The organism is Paenibacillus sp. 203, assembly GCF_037027525.1.
Taxonomy (GTDB): Bacteria; Bacillota; Bacilli; order Paenibacillales; family Paenibacillaceae; genus Paenibacillus; species Paenibacillus polymyxa_B.
Map to the genome: position 1 here is coordinate 292329 of NZ_JAXCHD010000007.1, position 16684 is coordinate 309012.

Annotated in this window: 16 protein-coding genes; 13 read left to right on the forward strand and 3 right to left on the reverse strand. The window is 46.4% G+C overall.

Annotated features, from left to right (window positions below; all coding sequences use genetic code 11):
• The first annotated feature begins 136 nt into the window (after nt 1–136).
• From WA407_RS18180 to WA407_RS18210, 7 genes are all read left to right on the forward strand, one after another.
• A complete protein-coding gene (locus tag WA407_RS18180; RefSeq protein ID WP_061831262.1) occupies nt 137–817 on the forward strand; it encodes a response regulator transcription factor in 681 nt (226 codons plus the stop codon).
• Nucleotides 814–2583: a sensor histidine kinase gene (locus WA407_RS18185; RefSeq protein WP_336077962.1), complete on the forward strand. Its 1770-nt coding sequence runs from the start codon at nt 814–816 to the stop codon at nt 2581–2583. Before WA407_RS18180 ends, WA407_RS18185 begins: the two co-directional genes overlap by 4 nt.
• Nucleotides 2584–2606: 23 nt before the next feature.
• Complete coding sequence (gene pssA / locus WA407_RS18190; RefSeq protein WP_336077963.1) at nt 2607–3116, forward strand: CDP-diacylglycerol--serine O-phosphatidyltransferase; 510 nt, start codon at nt 2607–2609, stop codon at nt 3114–3116.
• 22 nt (nt 3117–3138) lie between these two features.
• The gene (locus tag WA407_RS18195) at nt 3139–3633 is read left to right on the forward strand and encodes a DedA family protein (protein ID WP_013308662.1); all 495 of its coding nucleotides are present in this window, start codon (nt 3139–3141) and stop codon (nt 3631–3633) included.
• An 87-nt stretch (nt 3634–3720) separates the two neighbouring features.
• Nucleotides 3721–4137 carry a phosphate-starvation-inducible protein PsiE gene (gene psiE, locus WA407_RS18200; protein ID WP_081330719.1) on the forward strand — a complete coding sequence of 139 codons (417 nt, stop codon included), beginning with the start codon at nt 3721–3723 and terminating at the stop codon, nt 4135–4137.
• 55 nt (nt 4138–4192) lie between these two features.
• Nucleotides 4193–5200, forward strand: coding sequence for an AI-2E family transporter (locus WA407_RS18205; protein WP_069291049.1), 1008 nt, complete (start codon nt 4193–4195; stop codon nt 5198–5200).
• Nucleotides 5201–5396: 196 nt separating this feature from the next.
• Nucleotides 5397–5954 carry an NADPH-dependent FMN reductase gene (locus WA407_RS18210; protein ID WP_336077964.1) on the forward strand — a complete coding sequence of 186 codons (558 nt, stop codon included), beginning with the start codon at nt 5397–5399 and terminating at the stop codon, nt 5952–5954.
• 185 nt (nt 5955–6139) lie between these two features.
• On the opposite strand, the gene WA407_RS18215 is transcribed toward WA407_RS18210, so the two are convergent.
• A complete protein-coding gene (locus tag WA407_RS18215; protein ID WP_336077965.1) occupies nt 6140–6289 on the reverse strand; it encodes a hypothetical protein in 150 nt (49 codons plus the stop codon).
• Nucleotides 6290–6321: 32 nt separating this feature from the next.
• Between WA407_RS18215 and WA407_RS18220 the strand changes: the two genes are divergently transcribed.
• The 3 genes from WA407_RS18220 to WA407_RS18230 all read left to right on the forward strand — a co-directional run bounded on the left by WA407_RS18220 (nt 6322) and on the right by WA407_RS18230 (nt 8467).
• Complete coding sequence (locus WA407_RS18220) at nt 6322–6693, forward strand: MmcQ/YjbR family DNA-binding protein (protein WP_322156602.1); 372 nt, start codon at nt 6322–6324, stop codon at nt 6691–6693.
• A 141-nt stretch (nt 6694–6834) separates the two neighbouring features.
• Nucleotides 6835–7461 (forward strand): nitroreductase family protein, encoded by a 627-nt coding sequence (locus WA407_RS18225; RefSeq protein ID WP_220026938.1) that lies wholly within the window; start codon nt 6835–6837, stop codon nt 7459–7461.
• A gap of 55 nt (nt 7462–7516) precedes the next feature.
• Nucleotides 7517–8467: a ring-cleaving dioxygenase gene (locus tag WA407_RS18230; RefSeq protein WP_336077966.1), complete on the forward strand. Its 951-nt coding sequence runs from the start codon at nt 7517–7519 to the stop codon at nt 8465–8467.
• A 126-nt stretch (nt 8468–8593) separates the two neighbouring features.
• On the opposite strand, the gene WA407_RS18235 is transcribed toward WA407_RS18230, so the two are convergent.
• A complete protein-coding gene (locus WA407_RS18235) occupies nt 8594–11953 on the reverse strand; it encodes a DEAD/DEAH box helicase (protein WP_336077967.1) in 3360 nt (1119 codons plus the stop codon).
• A gap of 158 nt (nt 11954–12111) precedes the next feature.
• Between WA407_RS18235 and WA407_RS18240 the strand changes: the two genes are divergently transcribed.
• Entirely contained in the window at nt 12112–13200 is a 1089-nt protein-coding gene (locus WA407_RS18240; protein ID WP_235307180.1) for a site-2 protease family protein, read from the forward strand.
• A 151-nt stretch (nt 13201–13351) separates the two neighbouring features.
• Here WA407_RS18240 and WA407_RS18245 read toward each other — a convergent pair whose 3' ends face one another.
• Entirely contained in the window at nt 13352–14272 is a 921-nt protein-coding gene (locus tag WA407_RS18245; protein ID WP_336077968.1) for an AraC family transcriptional regulator, read from the reverse strand.
• Between the two features lie 112 nt (nt 14273–14384).
• On the opposite strand from WA407_RS18245, the gene WA407_RS18250 reads away from it, so the two are divergent.
• Nucleotides 14385–14621 (forward strand): MFS transporter, encoded by a 237-nt coding sequence (locus WA407_RS18250; protein WP_336077989.1) that lies wholly within the window; start codon nt 14385–14387, stop codon nt 14619–14621.
• Nucleotides 14621–16627 (forward strand): beta-galactosidase, encoded by a 2007-nt coding sequence (locus WA407_RS18255; RefSeq protein WP_336077969.1) that lies wholly within the window; start codon nt 14621–14623, stop codon nt 16625–16627. Before WA407_RS18250 ends, WA407_RS18255 begins: the two co-directional genes overlap by 1 nt.
• The last annotated feature ends 57 nt before the right edge of the window (nt 16628–16684 follow it).

Here is a 16684-nt window from a genome sequence, read left to right on the forward strand (position 1 = left end):
GCCAAGACAAATTTGCCCTAATCCAAGGTTGAATTTGCGGATGAGAACTTCTGCTGATAAGAAGTGTCAAGAACACATAAAGTACACATGTCTTTGATATGATGGTGTCCTAGAATGACCGAAAGAGGGAAGTCGATTGAAGAAAAGAGTTCTTCTCGTGGAGGATGAAATACGTATTCGTGAAGTGATTGCTGACTATTTTAAACAGAATAATTGGGAAGTCTATGAAGCAGGCAATGGAAAAGATGCACTGATCTGGTTTGATTCGGTGCAGCCGGACCTGATTATACTCGATATTATGATGCCGGAACTGGATGGTTGGGAGGTGTGCCGCCAGGTGCGTAGCCGCTCAGGTGTGCCGATCATTTTGTTGACAGCCAAATCCGGTGATGATGATAAAATATTAGGCTTTGAACTGGGAGCCGATGATTACGTGACCAAACCTTTCAGCCCTAAGGTGCTGATCGCTCGCGCCAACGCGCTGATGAAACGGGTGGAGGGACATGTACAGCCGGAGTCGCATATTTTGCGGTTCGGTAGTGCCATTCTCAACACGATGGCTCATCGGCTTGAGGTGGATCAGGCGGAAGTCGAGCTGACGCCCAAGGAGTATGAGCTGCTGCGGCTGCTTATACATAATAAAGGCATAGTTATTTCACGGGATGCGATACTGAACCGGGTGTGGGGCATTGACTTTGAAGGAGATACACGAGTTGTCGATACGCATATCAAAAAGCTGAGAAGTAAGCTAGGCCGTGAATCACGCCATATCCGCACGGTTTTTGGTACTGGCTATAGGTTTGAGGAGGAAGAATGAACAAACGGGGAGTTACCTTTAAGTTGTTCATTATGACGGTTGTGTTTTTCCTGTGTTTTTACGGTATGGTGATTTTAAGCCAATTGCTGTTTTTTGAAAATTTTTATCAGCAACAGAAGATTGGTCGTGTGGAAAGCCGCTTGCAAAGCTTCGGTCAAAGTTATGTCCAGGAGGCTTGGGGGTCGGGCAGGGTTTCCCGTGAGGCAGCTCGCTTTATGCTTCAGAATAAAAACCAGCTGGCGATTGTAACGCTGGACGGCAAAGTAAAGCTGGATGATGCGTTTCATATCAATCTAAGAAAAGCGGATGGTAAAATCGTTAAAATATCGCTGTCTCTGTTTATGAGCGAGTACGGAGATGAACTGAGAGCTGCTCGGATTCAGCCCGGTGATACGGTAACGGTTGAAGGTGAGGGATTGGGAACGGACGGCATCTCTACCGCCAATTTAATTTATCCAACCGGCATACAGAAGTTTGGTTTCAAAAATATAGGATCGACTTCGGAAGAGGCAAGCACAGATGGCCGTGTAAGGTTTTCCGGTACGGTGACAGAGATTGTACTGCCGGATCTGAAAACATGGAGTCAGCGACAAGGCTTACTGTTTAGTGCACTGGAGGAATGGTTCCCTTTATCACAGGCGCATCTGGAGAAACTTAAGAATTTCGAAGTGTTGGAAGAAGAGTGGACGGAACCTTGGACAGGGGTACGCAATGCAGTCATAGTCCATCCTGTTCGTCAGGACACAGGCGAGATCGACCTCCTGTTCACAGTGACATCGTTGCAGGAAATTAGTGAGACGAATGAAGCTCTGCGCTGGTTTTATCTGTACCTAGGGATCGGGGGATTTGCACTCATTCTGATTTTGTCCCTGTTCTATTCCCGGATGGTGACCCGTCCGCTCATTGCTTTGAATAATACCGCCAAGCGGATGGCTAAGCTCGATTTTACAGCCCATACACCAATCCGGCAGAATGATGAACTGGGCAGCCTGTCCTACAGCATGTATACCCTGTCCCAGAACCTGGACACAGCTTTGCGCGAGCTTCAGGAGGCCAATCAGCAATTAGTGGAGGACATGGAACAGAAGCAGAGAATGGAGGCTGTGCAACAAGACTTTTTTGCGAACGCTTCTCATGAGCTGAAAACTCCGCTGAGTATCATTAAAGGCTTCGCAGAAGGATTACAAGATGGGGTTAGCGCCGGGAAGCAGGATCATTATATGAAAGTCATTGTAGAGGAAGCGGACAAAATGGAGCGATTGGTCAAAGATATGCTGGACCTCGCCAAATTGGAATCGGGTACTCTCAAGCTTCGCAAGACGACCTTCATCTTGAGTGAGCTGGTGGAGGAGGTCGTGGACAAGTTATTCCATTTGTTGAAGGAGAAAAAGCTGGAAGTGGTCATTATCCCCGCCAATGAGATGCCGATCCATGCCGATGTAGGATGGCTGGAACAGGTGATTATCAACTTTGTTGTCAATGCCATACGACATGCTGAGGAAGGGAGCTCGATCACGATTCGTATCGAAGGTGCTGGGGAAATCAGTTTTTTTTCCATTGAAAATAAAGGTGAGACCATTCCTGACGATCAACTGGAGCAGATATGGGATCGCTTTTACCGGGCCGAGCTGTCCCGAAGCCGTCAGACAGGTGGGACAGGACTGGGGCTATCGATCGTCAAACGAATTTTGGATTTGCACGAATTCCGCTATAAGGTGGAGAATACCAAGGACGGCGTCCGTTTTGTTGTTATATTCGGAGGCTAAGCTATGGCAAAGGAGTTAAGAGTATGAAATGGAATTGGTTGCCCTCACTATGCACGATTGCAAACCTGGGGGCAGGGGTCTTATCCCTGTATTTCACGATTCATGAGCAATACATGACCGCTTTTATTCTCGTGGTGGTGTCTGCTTTATGGGATGTATTAGACGGTTTGCTGGCAAGGCTGTTGCATTGTTCCAGTGATTTTGGCAAACAGCTCGATTCGCTGGCGGATGTTGTCTCATTTGGGGTTGCCCCTGCTTTCTTGATCTTGTTATACAAGCTGGGAGATACCCATTGGATAGGACCGCTTGTGGCTGTTTTGTTTGTCATATGCGGTGCGGTAAGATTGGCAAGATTCAACCTAATGGCTTTTAGCAAAGGATTTGTAGGTATGCCGATTACGGCGGCGGGTGTGATTTTGTCCTTTATGTTTTTATGGAGTGAGCATTTGAAGCCGGGGTTGTTGCTTGCATTAATGGTAGTGCTGTCGTTCCTGATGGTTAGCCGTATTCCCTTTCCGTCCTTCAAAAAATAATCGGTCAGGAGGTGGCTCCCCTATGGAATGGGTCATCAGCATGATTACACAATACGGATATATCGCTATTTTTGCTCTTCTTGCTCTTGGGATTATCGGCCTACCGGTTCCAGATGAAATTATTATGGTGTTTGTCGGCTATTTATCTTCTATTATGGTACTGAATTATTCGGTGTCTATATTAGTCAGCTTCATTGGTGCAATGACAGGGATGATGATCAGCTACACGCTAGGCAAAAAGCTGGGTCAGCCCTTGGTGGATAAGCACGGCAAGTGGGTTGGATTGACACCGAAGCGATTTGCAAGAGTTAAGGGGTGGTTTGCACGCTTTGGGTTGTGGACCATTTTGTTCGGTTATTTTATCCCAGGAGTCAGACATGCGACAAGCTATTTGTCGGGCATTAGTGCGATGCCTGTCCGAAAATATATGCTGGTGGCAAGCGCAGGTTCTCTGATATGGACGCTTATCTTTATCTCCATTGGTTATATTGCAGGGGCGAATATAAACTTTCATTAAGGTGACCTCAAAAGTAATGTAGCATTTTTCACGTATACCACCGATAATATAAATAAAGATACTGTACAACCAGTGAGGGGATCTGTATTGAATGTACTAATGAAGTATATTGAGAAGTTACCGAGTTTTCTGCAAATGATCTTGAATATCTCGCTGTTTCTGGTCGGGCTGATTTTAAGCTTCTTACTGCTAAAAGAAACATGGTCCATTTTTTCTTATGTTTTTTTGTACGCAGAGACCGACAAAAATTACTATGAATTCACGGAAGAGTTGCTTGTGTTTTTCTTGTACTTTGAATTCATAGCATTAATAGTTAAGTACTTTAAAACCAATTTTCATTTTCCATTACGTTATTTTATCTATATTGGGATCACGGCTGTCATCAGGCTCATTATTGTAGATCATGATGATGCTAAAAATACATTCTGGTGGTCTATTGCTATCCTAGTCATGGTAGGTTCTCTATTGATCGCTAACAGTAAATTGTTAAAAAGAGAAAGTTGATGCTCAGGAAGATTGCAAAATTGACAGTCAAGTGGGAGAGAGGGAATAAAGACGAATGGTAAGAAACTGGATGAATCATGCGGGCGTCAGGCGGATAGCCGTCCTTGCGATAATCGTTTTGCTGTTGTTTATGTTAAGAAGCATGATGAATATTATGTTGTTAACACTGCTGCTTACGATCTTGATTGGCAGTATATATAACGGAGTGAATAAGCTGGTCAAGCGGTTCGTCAATGTGCCGTCAATGATCGTGCTACTCCTGGTGTATGGTTTGCTAATTCTGATTATGGTGTGGGGCGTTTACCGAATGGTGCCGCTAATCGTTGTACAGGTCAAGCAGGTGTATCTCATGATTCAGCAAGCGTATATGTATCCTGATCGCAATCAATGGAACGAAACGATTATCGAATTTATGGACACGCTGAATGCTCAGCGGCTATTTGAGCCTGGCCTGAGTGCAGTGATGAAGGTCAGTCAATTAGGAACACAGCTTCTGGTGTCAATTATTTTGAGCTTGTTCTTCCTGATGGAAAAATCCTATATTACACGTTTTACAGCTACGTTTGTAGATAGCAAGCTGGGTTGGTTTTTCAAGGAAGTGGGTCATTTTGGCCGTATGTTTCTGGGTACGTTCGGGAAGGTATTGGAGGCTCAACTGCTGATTTCACTTATTAATTGTATATTGACCACGATTGCGCTCTGGATTATGGGCTTCCCTAATCTGCTCGGTCTTGCGCTCATCATTTTCGTACTGGGATTGGTTCCGGTGGCAGGTGTGTTTATCTCACTGGCACCGCTCGGCCTGATCGCTTTCAGTGTCGGCGGCATTCAATATGTGGTTTATCTGGTTATTCTGATCGTGGTGATTCATGCGATTGAGGCCTATTTCTTAAATCCGAAGCTGATGTCATCCAAAACGAATTTACCGATATTCTTTACCTTTGTCGTACTTATTTTCTCTGAGCATCTGATTGGAATTTGGGGCTTGATTGTAGGTATTCCGTTGTTTGTTTTCTTCCTGGATCTGATTGGGATAAAACGCAAGCAAGAGAAGGATACTTGATTCAGCACTACAGGTTCCACCCTAGTATAGTGACTATTGATTCATTACCAATGCCTGCGAAGCCGCAGGCATTTTTTTATTGCCCGTTTGTTCATAGGAAGAATCGCTGACGCTCATCCACTTTTTAATTCTCTTGTTAGCTATAGTACACTAAATATGCAAGATTAGATCAAGATAAATGAAATGAGATGATCGGATGGAACAGAAAATTAAGGTATTGGCTATATCGGGTAGCCTTCGTCAAAAATCCTCCAATACAGCGCTTATGAAGGCTGCTATGGGACTGGCTTCTGAAAATATGATGTTCACAGTCTATGATGGATTGGGGGATCTTCCGCATTTTAACCCTGACTTGGATGTAGATGAGGGGCCAGCTTCCGTAAGAGAGCTACGGGGACAATTGAAACAAGTGGATGGAGTGCTGATCTGTACACCGGAATATGGGAATGGGGTGCCGGGTGCTTTGAAAAATGCCTTGGATTGGCTCGTATCTTCAGGTGAATTTGTAAATAAACCTACAGCGGTCATCAGCGCGTCACCGTCTCCTATGGGCGGCCATCTGGCGCATGCCTCGCTGCTGCTCACATTGCAAATGATCAATGCAGAGATTGTGGAGAATGGAAAGGTCATTATTCCGCATATCACCTTGAAGCTAAACCAGGAAGGTGAAATTACAAACGCTGAAACTAGGCAGGAGCTAGAAGCATTACTTCAAGGGCTTGAGCAAGCTTGCTTAAGCACAGGAACTCTTTAGATTTTTGAAGTTTAATAAAGGAAAAGCAGCGGCAGTCTAAGATTATATCTCACCTTCGAAGCTGCCGCTTCTTCATATAATTGACTTTACAGTAAAACATATTGAAAGGATTGACCCTCCCGATAGAAACGCAGGTCATATACGCCCAGACGCTGTCCGTCGTCTGCAACAACCACGAAGGGCGATCATTGCATAAGCGTTTGTGCCTTCGGATTGCCAGCAAACAGCGAATATAAATTGGCCTCATCCTTGGATGGCAGCTTCGTCACCGTGTGAAATCTTACGGGACTATTGTAAGTGGAGAGCGTGATATAATAGGGCACAAATCGTTTCATAGATGATGACTCAAGCAAAGGAGTGAAGGCTGGTGTTTGAGCAAATTGTAGCATATGGTCTGAGCCAAAAAGAGGCTGTTAAGGATTATCCATTTGGTGCTGATCCCCTGGTACTAAAAGTAGGGGGCAAGATGTTTGCACTTCTAACTGAAAAGGATGGCATTTGCCACGTATCCTTGAAATGTGATCCAGTCATTGCGGTAAATCTGCGTGAACAAAACAAGGCGATTAAGCCAGGCTATCATTTGAATAAAAAGCATTGGAATACGATTGAGGTTGATGCTACCTTCCCACTGGAGGATTTGTATAGCATGATCGACCATTCGTATGAGCTGGTCTTCAAGAGCTTAACCAAAGCGCAACGCGAAGCGATTACGATGAGAATACGGGCAACGGATCTGTAAAGGGCTGGTATAAGCCCTTAGGTTGTATCCCAACATACTTATTAACATTATTATAGTTTTACTTGACAGAAATCACGAATAGATATATTCTTAATTTAAAGATAATTTATTTGAAAATAATATCAAGGAGCGGAACTTAACATGAGCGAACTGGTGAATATTATTCAAGAGAGAAGATCAGCTTCTAAATTTATTCCTGATGTTACTATAGATGCAAAAGAACTAGAAGAAATATTTCAGCTGGTGAAGTTTGCTCCATCGGCCTTTAATTTACAGCATGCGCGTTATATCGTAGTGCAGGATGCTGATACCAAACAAAGACTGCATGATGAGGCAAGTAAGCAGTATAAAATATTAACGGCTTCGGCGACCATTATAGTGCTGGGGGATACAGAGGCTTATACCAAGGTAGCCGACCTCAACGAAGGATTCCTGAATTTGGGCGTTCTGAGCAAGCAGGAATATGATAGCACAGTAGAGTCGGTAACTCAGTTTTATCGCGAGCGGGGACCTGTCTTCCAGAGAGAAGAAGCGATCCGTAATGCCAGCCTGTCGGCTATGCAATTGATGTTGATTGCCAAGGACAAAGGCTGGGATACATGCCCGATGATCGGTTTTGATCCGGCGAAGGTGCAGGAAGTACTAAATATTCCAGAGCAATTTGTACCAGTGATGATGATTACCTTGGGTAAAGAGGACGAATCGGGTCAGCGGGCACGGGGATACCGCAAGCCGGTTGGACAATTTGTCAGCTACAATGGATTTTGAAATTTGTAAATCATTTGTGTAAATAAATCAACATGTTAATGAAGGAGTGATAAAGATGTCATTGAAAACCGCTGGAATTCACCATATCACGTCCTTTGCAGGCGACCCGCAGGGCAACGTTGATTTTTACGCAGGCGTACTTGGTCTGCGATTGATTAAAAAGACGATCAACTTTGATGCTCCAGAAGTATACCATTTGTACTTTGGTAATGAAGAGGGCAGCCCGGGCACGATCATTACTTTTTTTCCAGCTCCGGGTACACGCAAGGGTAAGATTGGAGGCGGACAGGTCGGGATTACGACGTATGTCGTGTCGTCCGGTGCTTTGGAATACTGGGAAAACCGTCTGCACAGCTTGAAAGTATCTTTCACGAAGGCCACTCGTTTTGGCGAGTCATTCATCCAGTTCCGAGACAACGAGGGTTTGCATCTGGAGTTGGTGGAGCGGGAAGATGGCCCGTTGAACACGTGGACAGCCGGGGGTGTGCCTACGGATAAAGCTATCAAGGGCTTTGGCGGGGCGGTACTGTACAGTGCGGATTCCAAGCATACGCAAGGGGTGTTGGAGAACGTCCTGGGGATGACTCTCATCGGAGAAGACGCAAATGCAGGCTACATCCGCTATCAGACGACAGGTGATTTGGGCAACCTGATCGACATTCCGGTCAAAGATGTCCCGTGGGGGAATGGCGGCGCCAGTACGGTTCACCATATTGCCTGGCGCCCGCAGGATGATACGGAGCATCAGGCGTGGAACGAATGGGTTCATCAGCATGGTTTTGGGACCAGTGGTATTGTAGATCGCCAATACTTTAATGCCGTATACTTCCGCGAGCGGGGCGGTATTTTATTCGAGATCGCAACCGATCCACCCGGATTTACCGTGGATGAGGAATTGAATGAGTTGGGACATAAGCTGATGCTGCCTGAATGGTATGAGCCTCAGCGTACCCAGATTGAGTCTAACCTGGTTCCCATTGAACCTAGAGTATTAAAACAGGATTAATCTGCTCGATCAAAACAATCATATTAGAACGAAAAAGGTCCAATGCGGGAAAACTTCTACCGTCAATTGGACCTTTTTTGCATGTGGAATTGTCATACTAACGTAAAAATAAGCGTGGAGAGTTGGCTAGATCATGAGCAGTTCACGAATCTCCAGCTCGGTCAGTGCCGAAAGGGTTTCTTGCCCCGGCTGAATGACCTGGTCGATCATGTTTTTCTTTTTTTGTTGCAGCTCATACATTTTGTCCTCTACCGTACCTTGGGCGACGAGACGAATAACCTGCACGACTTTTTTCTGGCCCATTCGGTGTGCTCGGTTGGTAGCCTGCTCCTCTACAGCGGGATTCCACCACAGGTCATACAAAATGACTGTATCTGCACCAGTGAGGTTCAGGCCAGTGCCTCCTGCTTTTAGGGAAATCAGGAACAGCTCGCGTTCTCCTTCGTTGAAGCGACTGCACAACTCGACTCGTTCCAGAGCAGGAGTCTGCCCATCCAGGTAAAAGTAGGACACCCCTTCTCGAGTAAGCTCGCGTCCGATCATTTGAAGCATTGTGGTGAACTGTGAAAAAATGAGCATCCGTTTCCCGGAGCTGAGACATTCCGTAATGATCTCCAACAGCTGTTCAAATTTAGCAGAGCTTCCCGTATATCCTTCGATGAACAAGCCCGGATGACAACAGAGCTGACGAAGTCGAGTCAGACCGGCGAGAATTTTGATCCGATTTTTCTGAAATCCTTCCTCGTTGAGATGCTTCAACGTTTCATGCTGAAGCTTGGCCAGATAGGCGGTGTACAGCTTTTTTTGATCTGGCAGAAGCCGGGATACCTGCACGGATTCGATTTTCTCCGGCAGCTCCTTGAGGACATCACTCTTAAGACGGCGCAGCAAAAACGGACGAACCCGCTTGGCGATCACATTTCGAGGCAGGTTGTGAAACGCTCTTTTCCCGCCGGGAAATAGCGCAGGAAATACAACGTCAAAGATGGACCACAGCTCTTCCAACGTATTTTCTACGGGCGTTCCTGTCAGGGCAAAACGGTAACGAGCTTTTACATCCTTAACAGCCTGTGCCGTCTGGGTGGCATGGTTCTTGAAAGCCTGCGCCTCGTCCAGAATGAGCGTATGAAACGATGGCTTGCTGTACACATCTGCATCGCGCCGTAGCAGCGGATAGGACGTAATGACGACGTCATAACTGGCGGCATCCCGTATGATTCGGCCGCGTTCTTCCGGGCTGCCATCTGCGATAGTGACGCGGACGTGTGGAGCAAATTTCTCCAGCTCATTCCGCCAGTTGTACACCAGTGATGCAGGGGACACGATCATGGCTGGAAGCTGCTGGCTGCGGATCTCCGGCAATACTGAGACGAGAAAGGCGATACTTTGCAGCGTTTTACCCAGCCCCATATCATCTGCCAAAATGCCCCCAAAACGGTAATGCGCCAATGTCTTAAGCCATTGAAAGCCGTAAACCTGATAATCTCTCAAGATTGGGGCAAGCATGTCTGGAACTGGAAAGTCGAGATGGTCAGGGTTACGTATATTTTCCAACAGCTGGCGAAAGGTTTTACCCAAAGTCAGGTTTTTCCCATGATCGTGAGGATCAATTAAGTACAGTCCTTGCGTGACGGGAACACGAATTTGTGCTGCATCCAGATCGCTTTTGCGGATACCTGTTTCATTCATGAACCGAATCAATTCCTTGTACTCCTCTGTTTCGAGCGGCAGCAAGGCACCATTTGGAAGACGGTGATATTTCTGTTTTTCCTCTAACGATTTGAGCAGTTTGCGAATTTCCGGTTCCGGTATGCCCTCCATATCAAATTTAAATTCAAGCCAATCCGTACGTTCATCCCACTCCGCGCGTATCCTTGGGGTAGGCAGAGTATTGTTTATTTTTGCTTTGACTGCACCTGTAGCATAGACATCCAGCAGCTTTTCCAGCTGCGGAACAGTATGATACAAAAAATCATACTCTGCATCTTCATCTTCCATAAAATATCCGCTATCTGTTCTGGCAAAGGAGCTATGCTCCATCAGCTCCAAAATCCGCTGCTCCTGTTCTCCATCACGTATCAGAATTCGGTCGATACCAGGCGTTCGTGCATCTGTTTCCAGCGGGTTGATGATGATATCCCCATATTGGAACTCCAGCCCTGCCAGCAGCTTGTCTCTTACCCGGTCCAGATATAGCTTTGCCTTCAATGGCTGCTGTGTGACCCGATCTGAGACGGACCGAGTCATATGAACACGTCCGAGCTTCATTAACCCGGGTACAACCTTGTCCATAAAAGATTCCATCTGCTCTGGCGAAATCTGAACTTTTCGCCTGTGGTGTACTTCTGCCATCCGTTTTAGCTCGGACAAACGCCGTAAGGGGTCGGCTTTCTGTTTGACAAGCTTGCCATCGGCAATGACGACACCATAGTCTTCCATGATGGTCAAGTCATCCAATCCTTGTATGCTTAGCTGGTAGCCTTCGATTTCGGCCTCATCAAATTCAAATTGCAGCGGAAGCATCAGGTCGGACTGGGGAATACCCTCGCTCATGTTCCCGTGAATTTCAAAGTAGATGCCCTGTGCTGCAGTCAGCAAGGGCAGCAGCTTTTCCCAAGCCGCAGGCGGGATGAGGAGCATTCGCTCGCCGCTCATATGACTACTGGAAGATGAATACGTGCCTGAGGTTTCCCGAATCATACGCTCATGGTGGCACACCTGGGATAATTGCTGGAGAATAGCGTCATGTTCAGGACGGAAGCGGTACAACTCAGGCTCGTACGAGAAGCTTTTCGTGAACATGTAGCTATCTCCACGATCAATACTATCCAGAAACGGACGAATTTTCTGCACGATATATAATCGTTTGGGACCAGCCTTCATTTCTACACCAAACATATATTTTTGGTAACCGTAGGCAAAAGGCCGGATGACGAACTGAAAATCCAAGACCGCGCGAGTATCCAGCAGGGTTGGTGTGCTGCGTAGCGGTCGCTTGCGGTCAAATAGTTTTAACATACTGTCGGTCAGCTGGAGATCGCCTCGTGTGATGTCAGAGGATCGTGCCGTTCTAGCAGTGTGATCATATGGAGCATCTGTAGATGTGTACATCCCGTCTGAATCCATGCTTCCTGCTGTATCTGGGGCAGTACCAGGATGAAGCCTGGAGGCATAGGAGCGCACAGACAGACTTTTTCCACGGCGTATATCATGGGCATTAAGGAGAACAGCTGCGATATGTTTACAATATCGTCCAGTGTTCTGAAATGTGCTACAGGTGCATTCTGCTCGGATACTTCCATTGGATCGGATCATCGCCGCAACAGCATAAAAGCTGCTTCCTTTGACCGTAGCTTCGTACACACCCTCATCATGATCTATTTGTGTAAAGGCCACTCTTTTGGCCCGGTAATAGGCATCCCCGTCGTCATAAGCGGCTTGACTGCATAGTTGTCTGATGGCTCGCCGGGTAAGTTCAAAGCTCATGATTCGTAATCCTTTCCTGGGTTATTCCGTTTTCTTATATGATAACAGAACAGACAGGAGGATGGACACTTGGGTGCTTATCTGTGGGTTAGAGAAGTTTTTACAAGCTGCACATAGCAGGATACAATGGAAGTGTTAAAGAAAGGAGACGGATACCTTTGCAAAATGAAGAGAAAAAGACCGATTCCAAATCCGGCTCATCCAAATGGTACCTTGGTAGTGCAGCAGCATTGCTTCTTCTGAAAGGCAAGTCGTTACTTGCCCTTTTAAAATTCAGTAAATTTGGCGGTGCGCTGATATCTATGGCGATAACGATTAGCACATATGCGATCATTTACCCATGGGGATTTGCGGTCGGATTCGTGTTGCTGTTGTTTGTGCATGAGCTGGGACATGTATGGGCTGCCAAGCGCAAGGGGCTTCCCGTGTCAGCACCGTTATTTATTCCTTTTCTCGGTGCGCTGATCACAATGAAACGGCAACCTTTGGATGCGCAGACAGAGGCTTATGTAGCCATGGGCGGCCCGTTACTGGGGACGGTTGGGGCTATGGCGGTATACGCAGGAGCCTATGCAACAGACAGTCCCCTGTTGTATGCGCTCTCGTATGTCGGTTTTTTCCTGAACCTGATCAACCTGCTGCCGATTCATCCGCTCGACGGAGGACGGATTTCCACGGCAGTGACGCGTTGGCTGTGGCTGGTGGGCTTATTGGGTGGAATTGTAGTCGTAGTATATTTAAAATCCTTTTTATTTTTCTTCATATGGGCGTTCTTTGCCTACGATTTGTACAAAAAATATGTTAAACGTAATAAAGGAGAGGTCAAGATCCAATCCTTTTTGCAAAAGCCGCTGGTGAACGTACAACATCTGTATGAGCAAGGATATCCGCTGCCCGGACCGGAGCACACACGCAGATTATCCTTTAATACCTACTCGGATTTGGAGGGGCAGCAATATGTGACGGTGTATATGGAAAGTTTGGATGTGGAGCAGACACTTAAGCTGCCGCAGCAGTGTCTTGTCCAGCATGTATGGCTGAACGGTGTGGAACATATACCGACGCCGGATGCGTACCAGCTCAGATTGCTGTGTGGGATTGATTACATTCCGTTTGAAAATGATAAATATTACGAAGTGCCCGCATCATCGCGCTGGAAATTTGGCATCAGTTACTTAGCTTTGGCCGTATTCCTGATGGGGATGATGTATGTGGTGCACCAGCATATAGGGGATATTAGGCTGTGATCTGAATAATGAGTGATTGGTCAAGATTTTAGATCATTAAGGCAACGGTACAGCTTATAGAAAATAGAGACAAAAGAGCGTGACAACCGCGATATTCGGTGTCACGCTCTTTTTTGGTTGAATAACACGGTGGAGCTTTTGCTATCTGTCCTTATATCTTAATCCTTTGTTCATCAGTAATCGGTTTTAACGTCTGGCGGTATTTAAGTGGGCTGGTGCCTGTCCAGCGCTTGAACTGTCTGCTGAAATGAGCCAGACTGGAGTATCCGAGCAGGGAAGCTACCTTGTTGAGTGGCAGATTGGGTTGCTGGATCAGCACCTTAGCCTCATGCAGCTTGGTCTCCGATAGATAGTGACGTGGAGAATAACCGTATACCTTGCGGAACACTTCCTGGGCATAGCCGGGACTAATCCCAAGGGAAGCCGCCACATCTTCAAGACGGAACGCTTGCTCGCCAGATTCATCTTCCCGATAAGGCTTAAACCTTGATTGAATGGCTTCCATGATGGCCTTGGCATATTGAACGGATGAAGGCGCAATTCTGGGCTCCAAACCGGTAGATATCATTTGCGAGAATATCCCGAATAGCTCAAATAAGGCAATTTGCATACGAAAACGGTCTGCTGTCGTATATTCTCCGCTTTCCTGCACCATGCCAATCCAGCTATGGACGACCTTTTGCAGCTTGGTATTCGTTTCAGTACCCGCTGGAAAAAAGAGCTGATTGCTCTTAATCATTTCCTGACAGAATAATGGATCATCGACATTAAAATGAGAGCTAAAATAGTACATGCCGTTTGGGGAAACACATTGACTCACATGCTTGAAACCCGGCGGAATAATTAAAATATCACCTTCCCCAACCGAATATACGTTATTTTCCATAATCGTTTCCTGACGACCTTCTAAAATGAGTGCAATTTCAAAACCGATATGAGACTCCTCCGGCATGCACCAATCCGCTTGGACCCGGTGAATATGGGCGCCAAAAAATTTCACATTCCAGTCAATAATGGGCAGCCATTGGCAATCATGAAATAGAGCTGGATCAATATCAGGATTTAATATCATCAGATCACCTTCGATTAGGGCAAATTTTACACCGCTTAGACAATCTCATTGTATCTAACATTTAACTATAATAAAAGAGCGTTTACAAATGCTATAGTATAAGCTTTTATATATAAAAGAAAGCGCTTGCTCTGCTGTTTATACGGATTATGTTGGCATATCTGTTTCTATTATCGGTACTTTATTCGCACTAGCCCGTATATGGGATGCACTTAGCGCTCCGATCTTCGGCGTGATCATTGACCGGGCCAATCTAAAGGGCGACTTGGTTCGTCTATATCTTGCACTTCGAAGCGACTGGAATCGAATTTTGCAAAATCCTAACGAACCTAATTGGAGGACGATTTGATGAAAAAGCTACTATACGGTGTTGCTTATTATGATGAATATATGCCATATGACCGTTTGGACCAAGATATTCAAATGATGAAGGATGCGGGCATCAATGTGGTGCGGATTGCCGAATCCACTTGGAGTACGCATGAACCGCAAAACGGCGTGTTTGATTTTACTTCTGTGGATCGGGTGCTGGACGCCATGCATAAGGCGGGCATTGAAGTCATTGTGGGGACGCCCACCTATGCCGTACCCACATGGCTGGTGAAGGAGCATCCCGATGTATTGGCGACAACGCCTCAAGGTCCGGGCAAATATGGAGCTCGCCAGATTATGGACATTACGAACCCGGTGTACCTGTTCCATGCCGAGCGAATCATACGCAAGCTGATTGGGCGGGTGAGTCAGCATCCGGCGGTTATTGGCTTTCAGACGGATAACGAGACGAAGCATTACAACACAAGCGGGCCCAATGTGCAATTGCAATTTGTAAAGTATCTGCGGGAGCGGTTCGAATCGCTGGAGGAGCTTAACCGCAAATTTGGTCTGGATTACTGGAGTAATCGTATCAATAGCTGGGAGGACTTTCCTTCGGTGGTCGGAACGATTAATGGAAGTTTGGGCGCAGCCTTTTCCCAATTCCAGCGCAAGCTGGTGACGGACTTTCTGGCATGGCAGGTTGCGCTGGTGAATGAATATAAGCGGGAGGACCAATTTGTTACGCAAAACTTTGATTTTGCGTGGAGAGGTCATTCCTTTGGTGTTCAGCCAGACGTGGATCACTTTGCGGCATCGCAAGCCTTTGATGTGACTGGGGTGGATATTTACCATCCATCACAGGATGACCTGACTGGTATTGAAATTTCCTTCGGTGGCGATGTGGCACGTTCGACGAAAAATAACAATTATCTAGTGCTGGAAACGGAAGCGCAGGCCTTTACCCACTGGGTTCCCTATCCGGGGCAATTGCGTCTGCAAGCGTTCAGCCATCTGGCTTCTGGGGCTAATATGGTGGCATACTGGCACTGGCATTCCATCCATAATTCCTTTGAAACCTACTGGAAGGGTCTGCTGAGCCATGATTTTGAGCCGAATCCAGTGTATGAGGAAGCACAGACCATAGGGAAGGATTTTGCAAGATTGTCTCCGCATCTGGTCAACCTGAAAAAGAAAAATAAAATGGCGATTCTGGTCAGTAACGAAGCATTGACGTCGATTGACTGGTTTAAATTTAATATGAGTAGCCCGTTAAATTACAATGACATCGTACGTCGTTTGTATGACGAGTTGTATAAACTGAATATCGGGACGGATATCGTTCATCCAGGTACAGAATCGTTTGACGACTATGATCTCTTGATCGTCCCGGTTCTCTATTCTGCCCCAGACGCACTACTGGAGAAGCTGAACCGATATGTGGAGAAAGGTGGTCATGTGGTATACACATTCCGAAGCGGATTTACCGACGAGCATGTGCAGGTGAGAACGTCCCGACAGCCGGGCGTGATTAGCGAAGCCTGCGGCATTCATTACAGCTTGTTCGTGCAGCCGAAGAAGGTGACGCTTAAGAATAATCCTTTTGAGGTGGCACCAGAGGACAATCAGGTAGATACGTGGATGGAGCTGATTACCCCGACGACTGCTGAAGTATTGGCCTATTACGATCACCCGCATTGGGGAAAATATGCCGCAATTACGCAAAACCGCTATGGTCAGGGAACAGCGACCTATATCGGCTGTGTCGTCAGTCCGGCGGTCATCCGTGAACTATTCAGCTCTGTAGCCAAAAAGGCAGGAGTATGGGGACTGGATCAGGAAGCGTCTTATCCGATCATTGTTAAATCCGGCACGAATGAGCTGGGACGGACAATCCGGTACTATTTTAACTATTCCGAACAAGCAGGCTCGGTGGTATATCCTCATGGAGACGGCAAGGAGCTGATTGGGGAGCATGCGGTTACCCAAGAGCAAACGCTTACATTAGAGCCTTGGGGTGTTATAATTATCGAAGAAGCGTAAATGATGAAATAGTGAGCCGAAACCGACTCACGAATAATATCATATAGGTATTCTCCG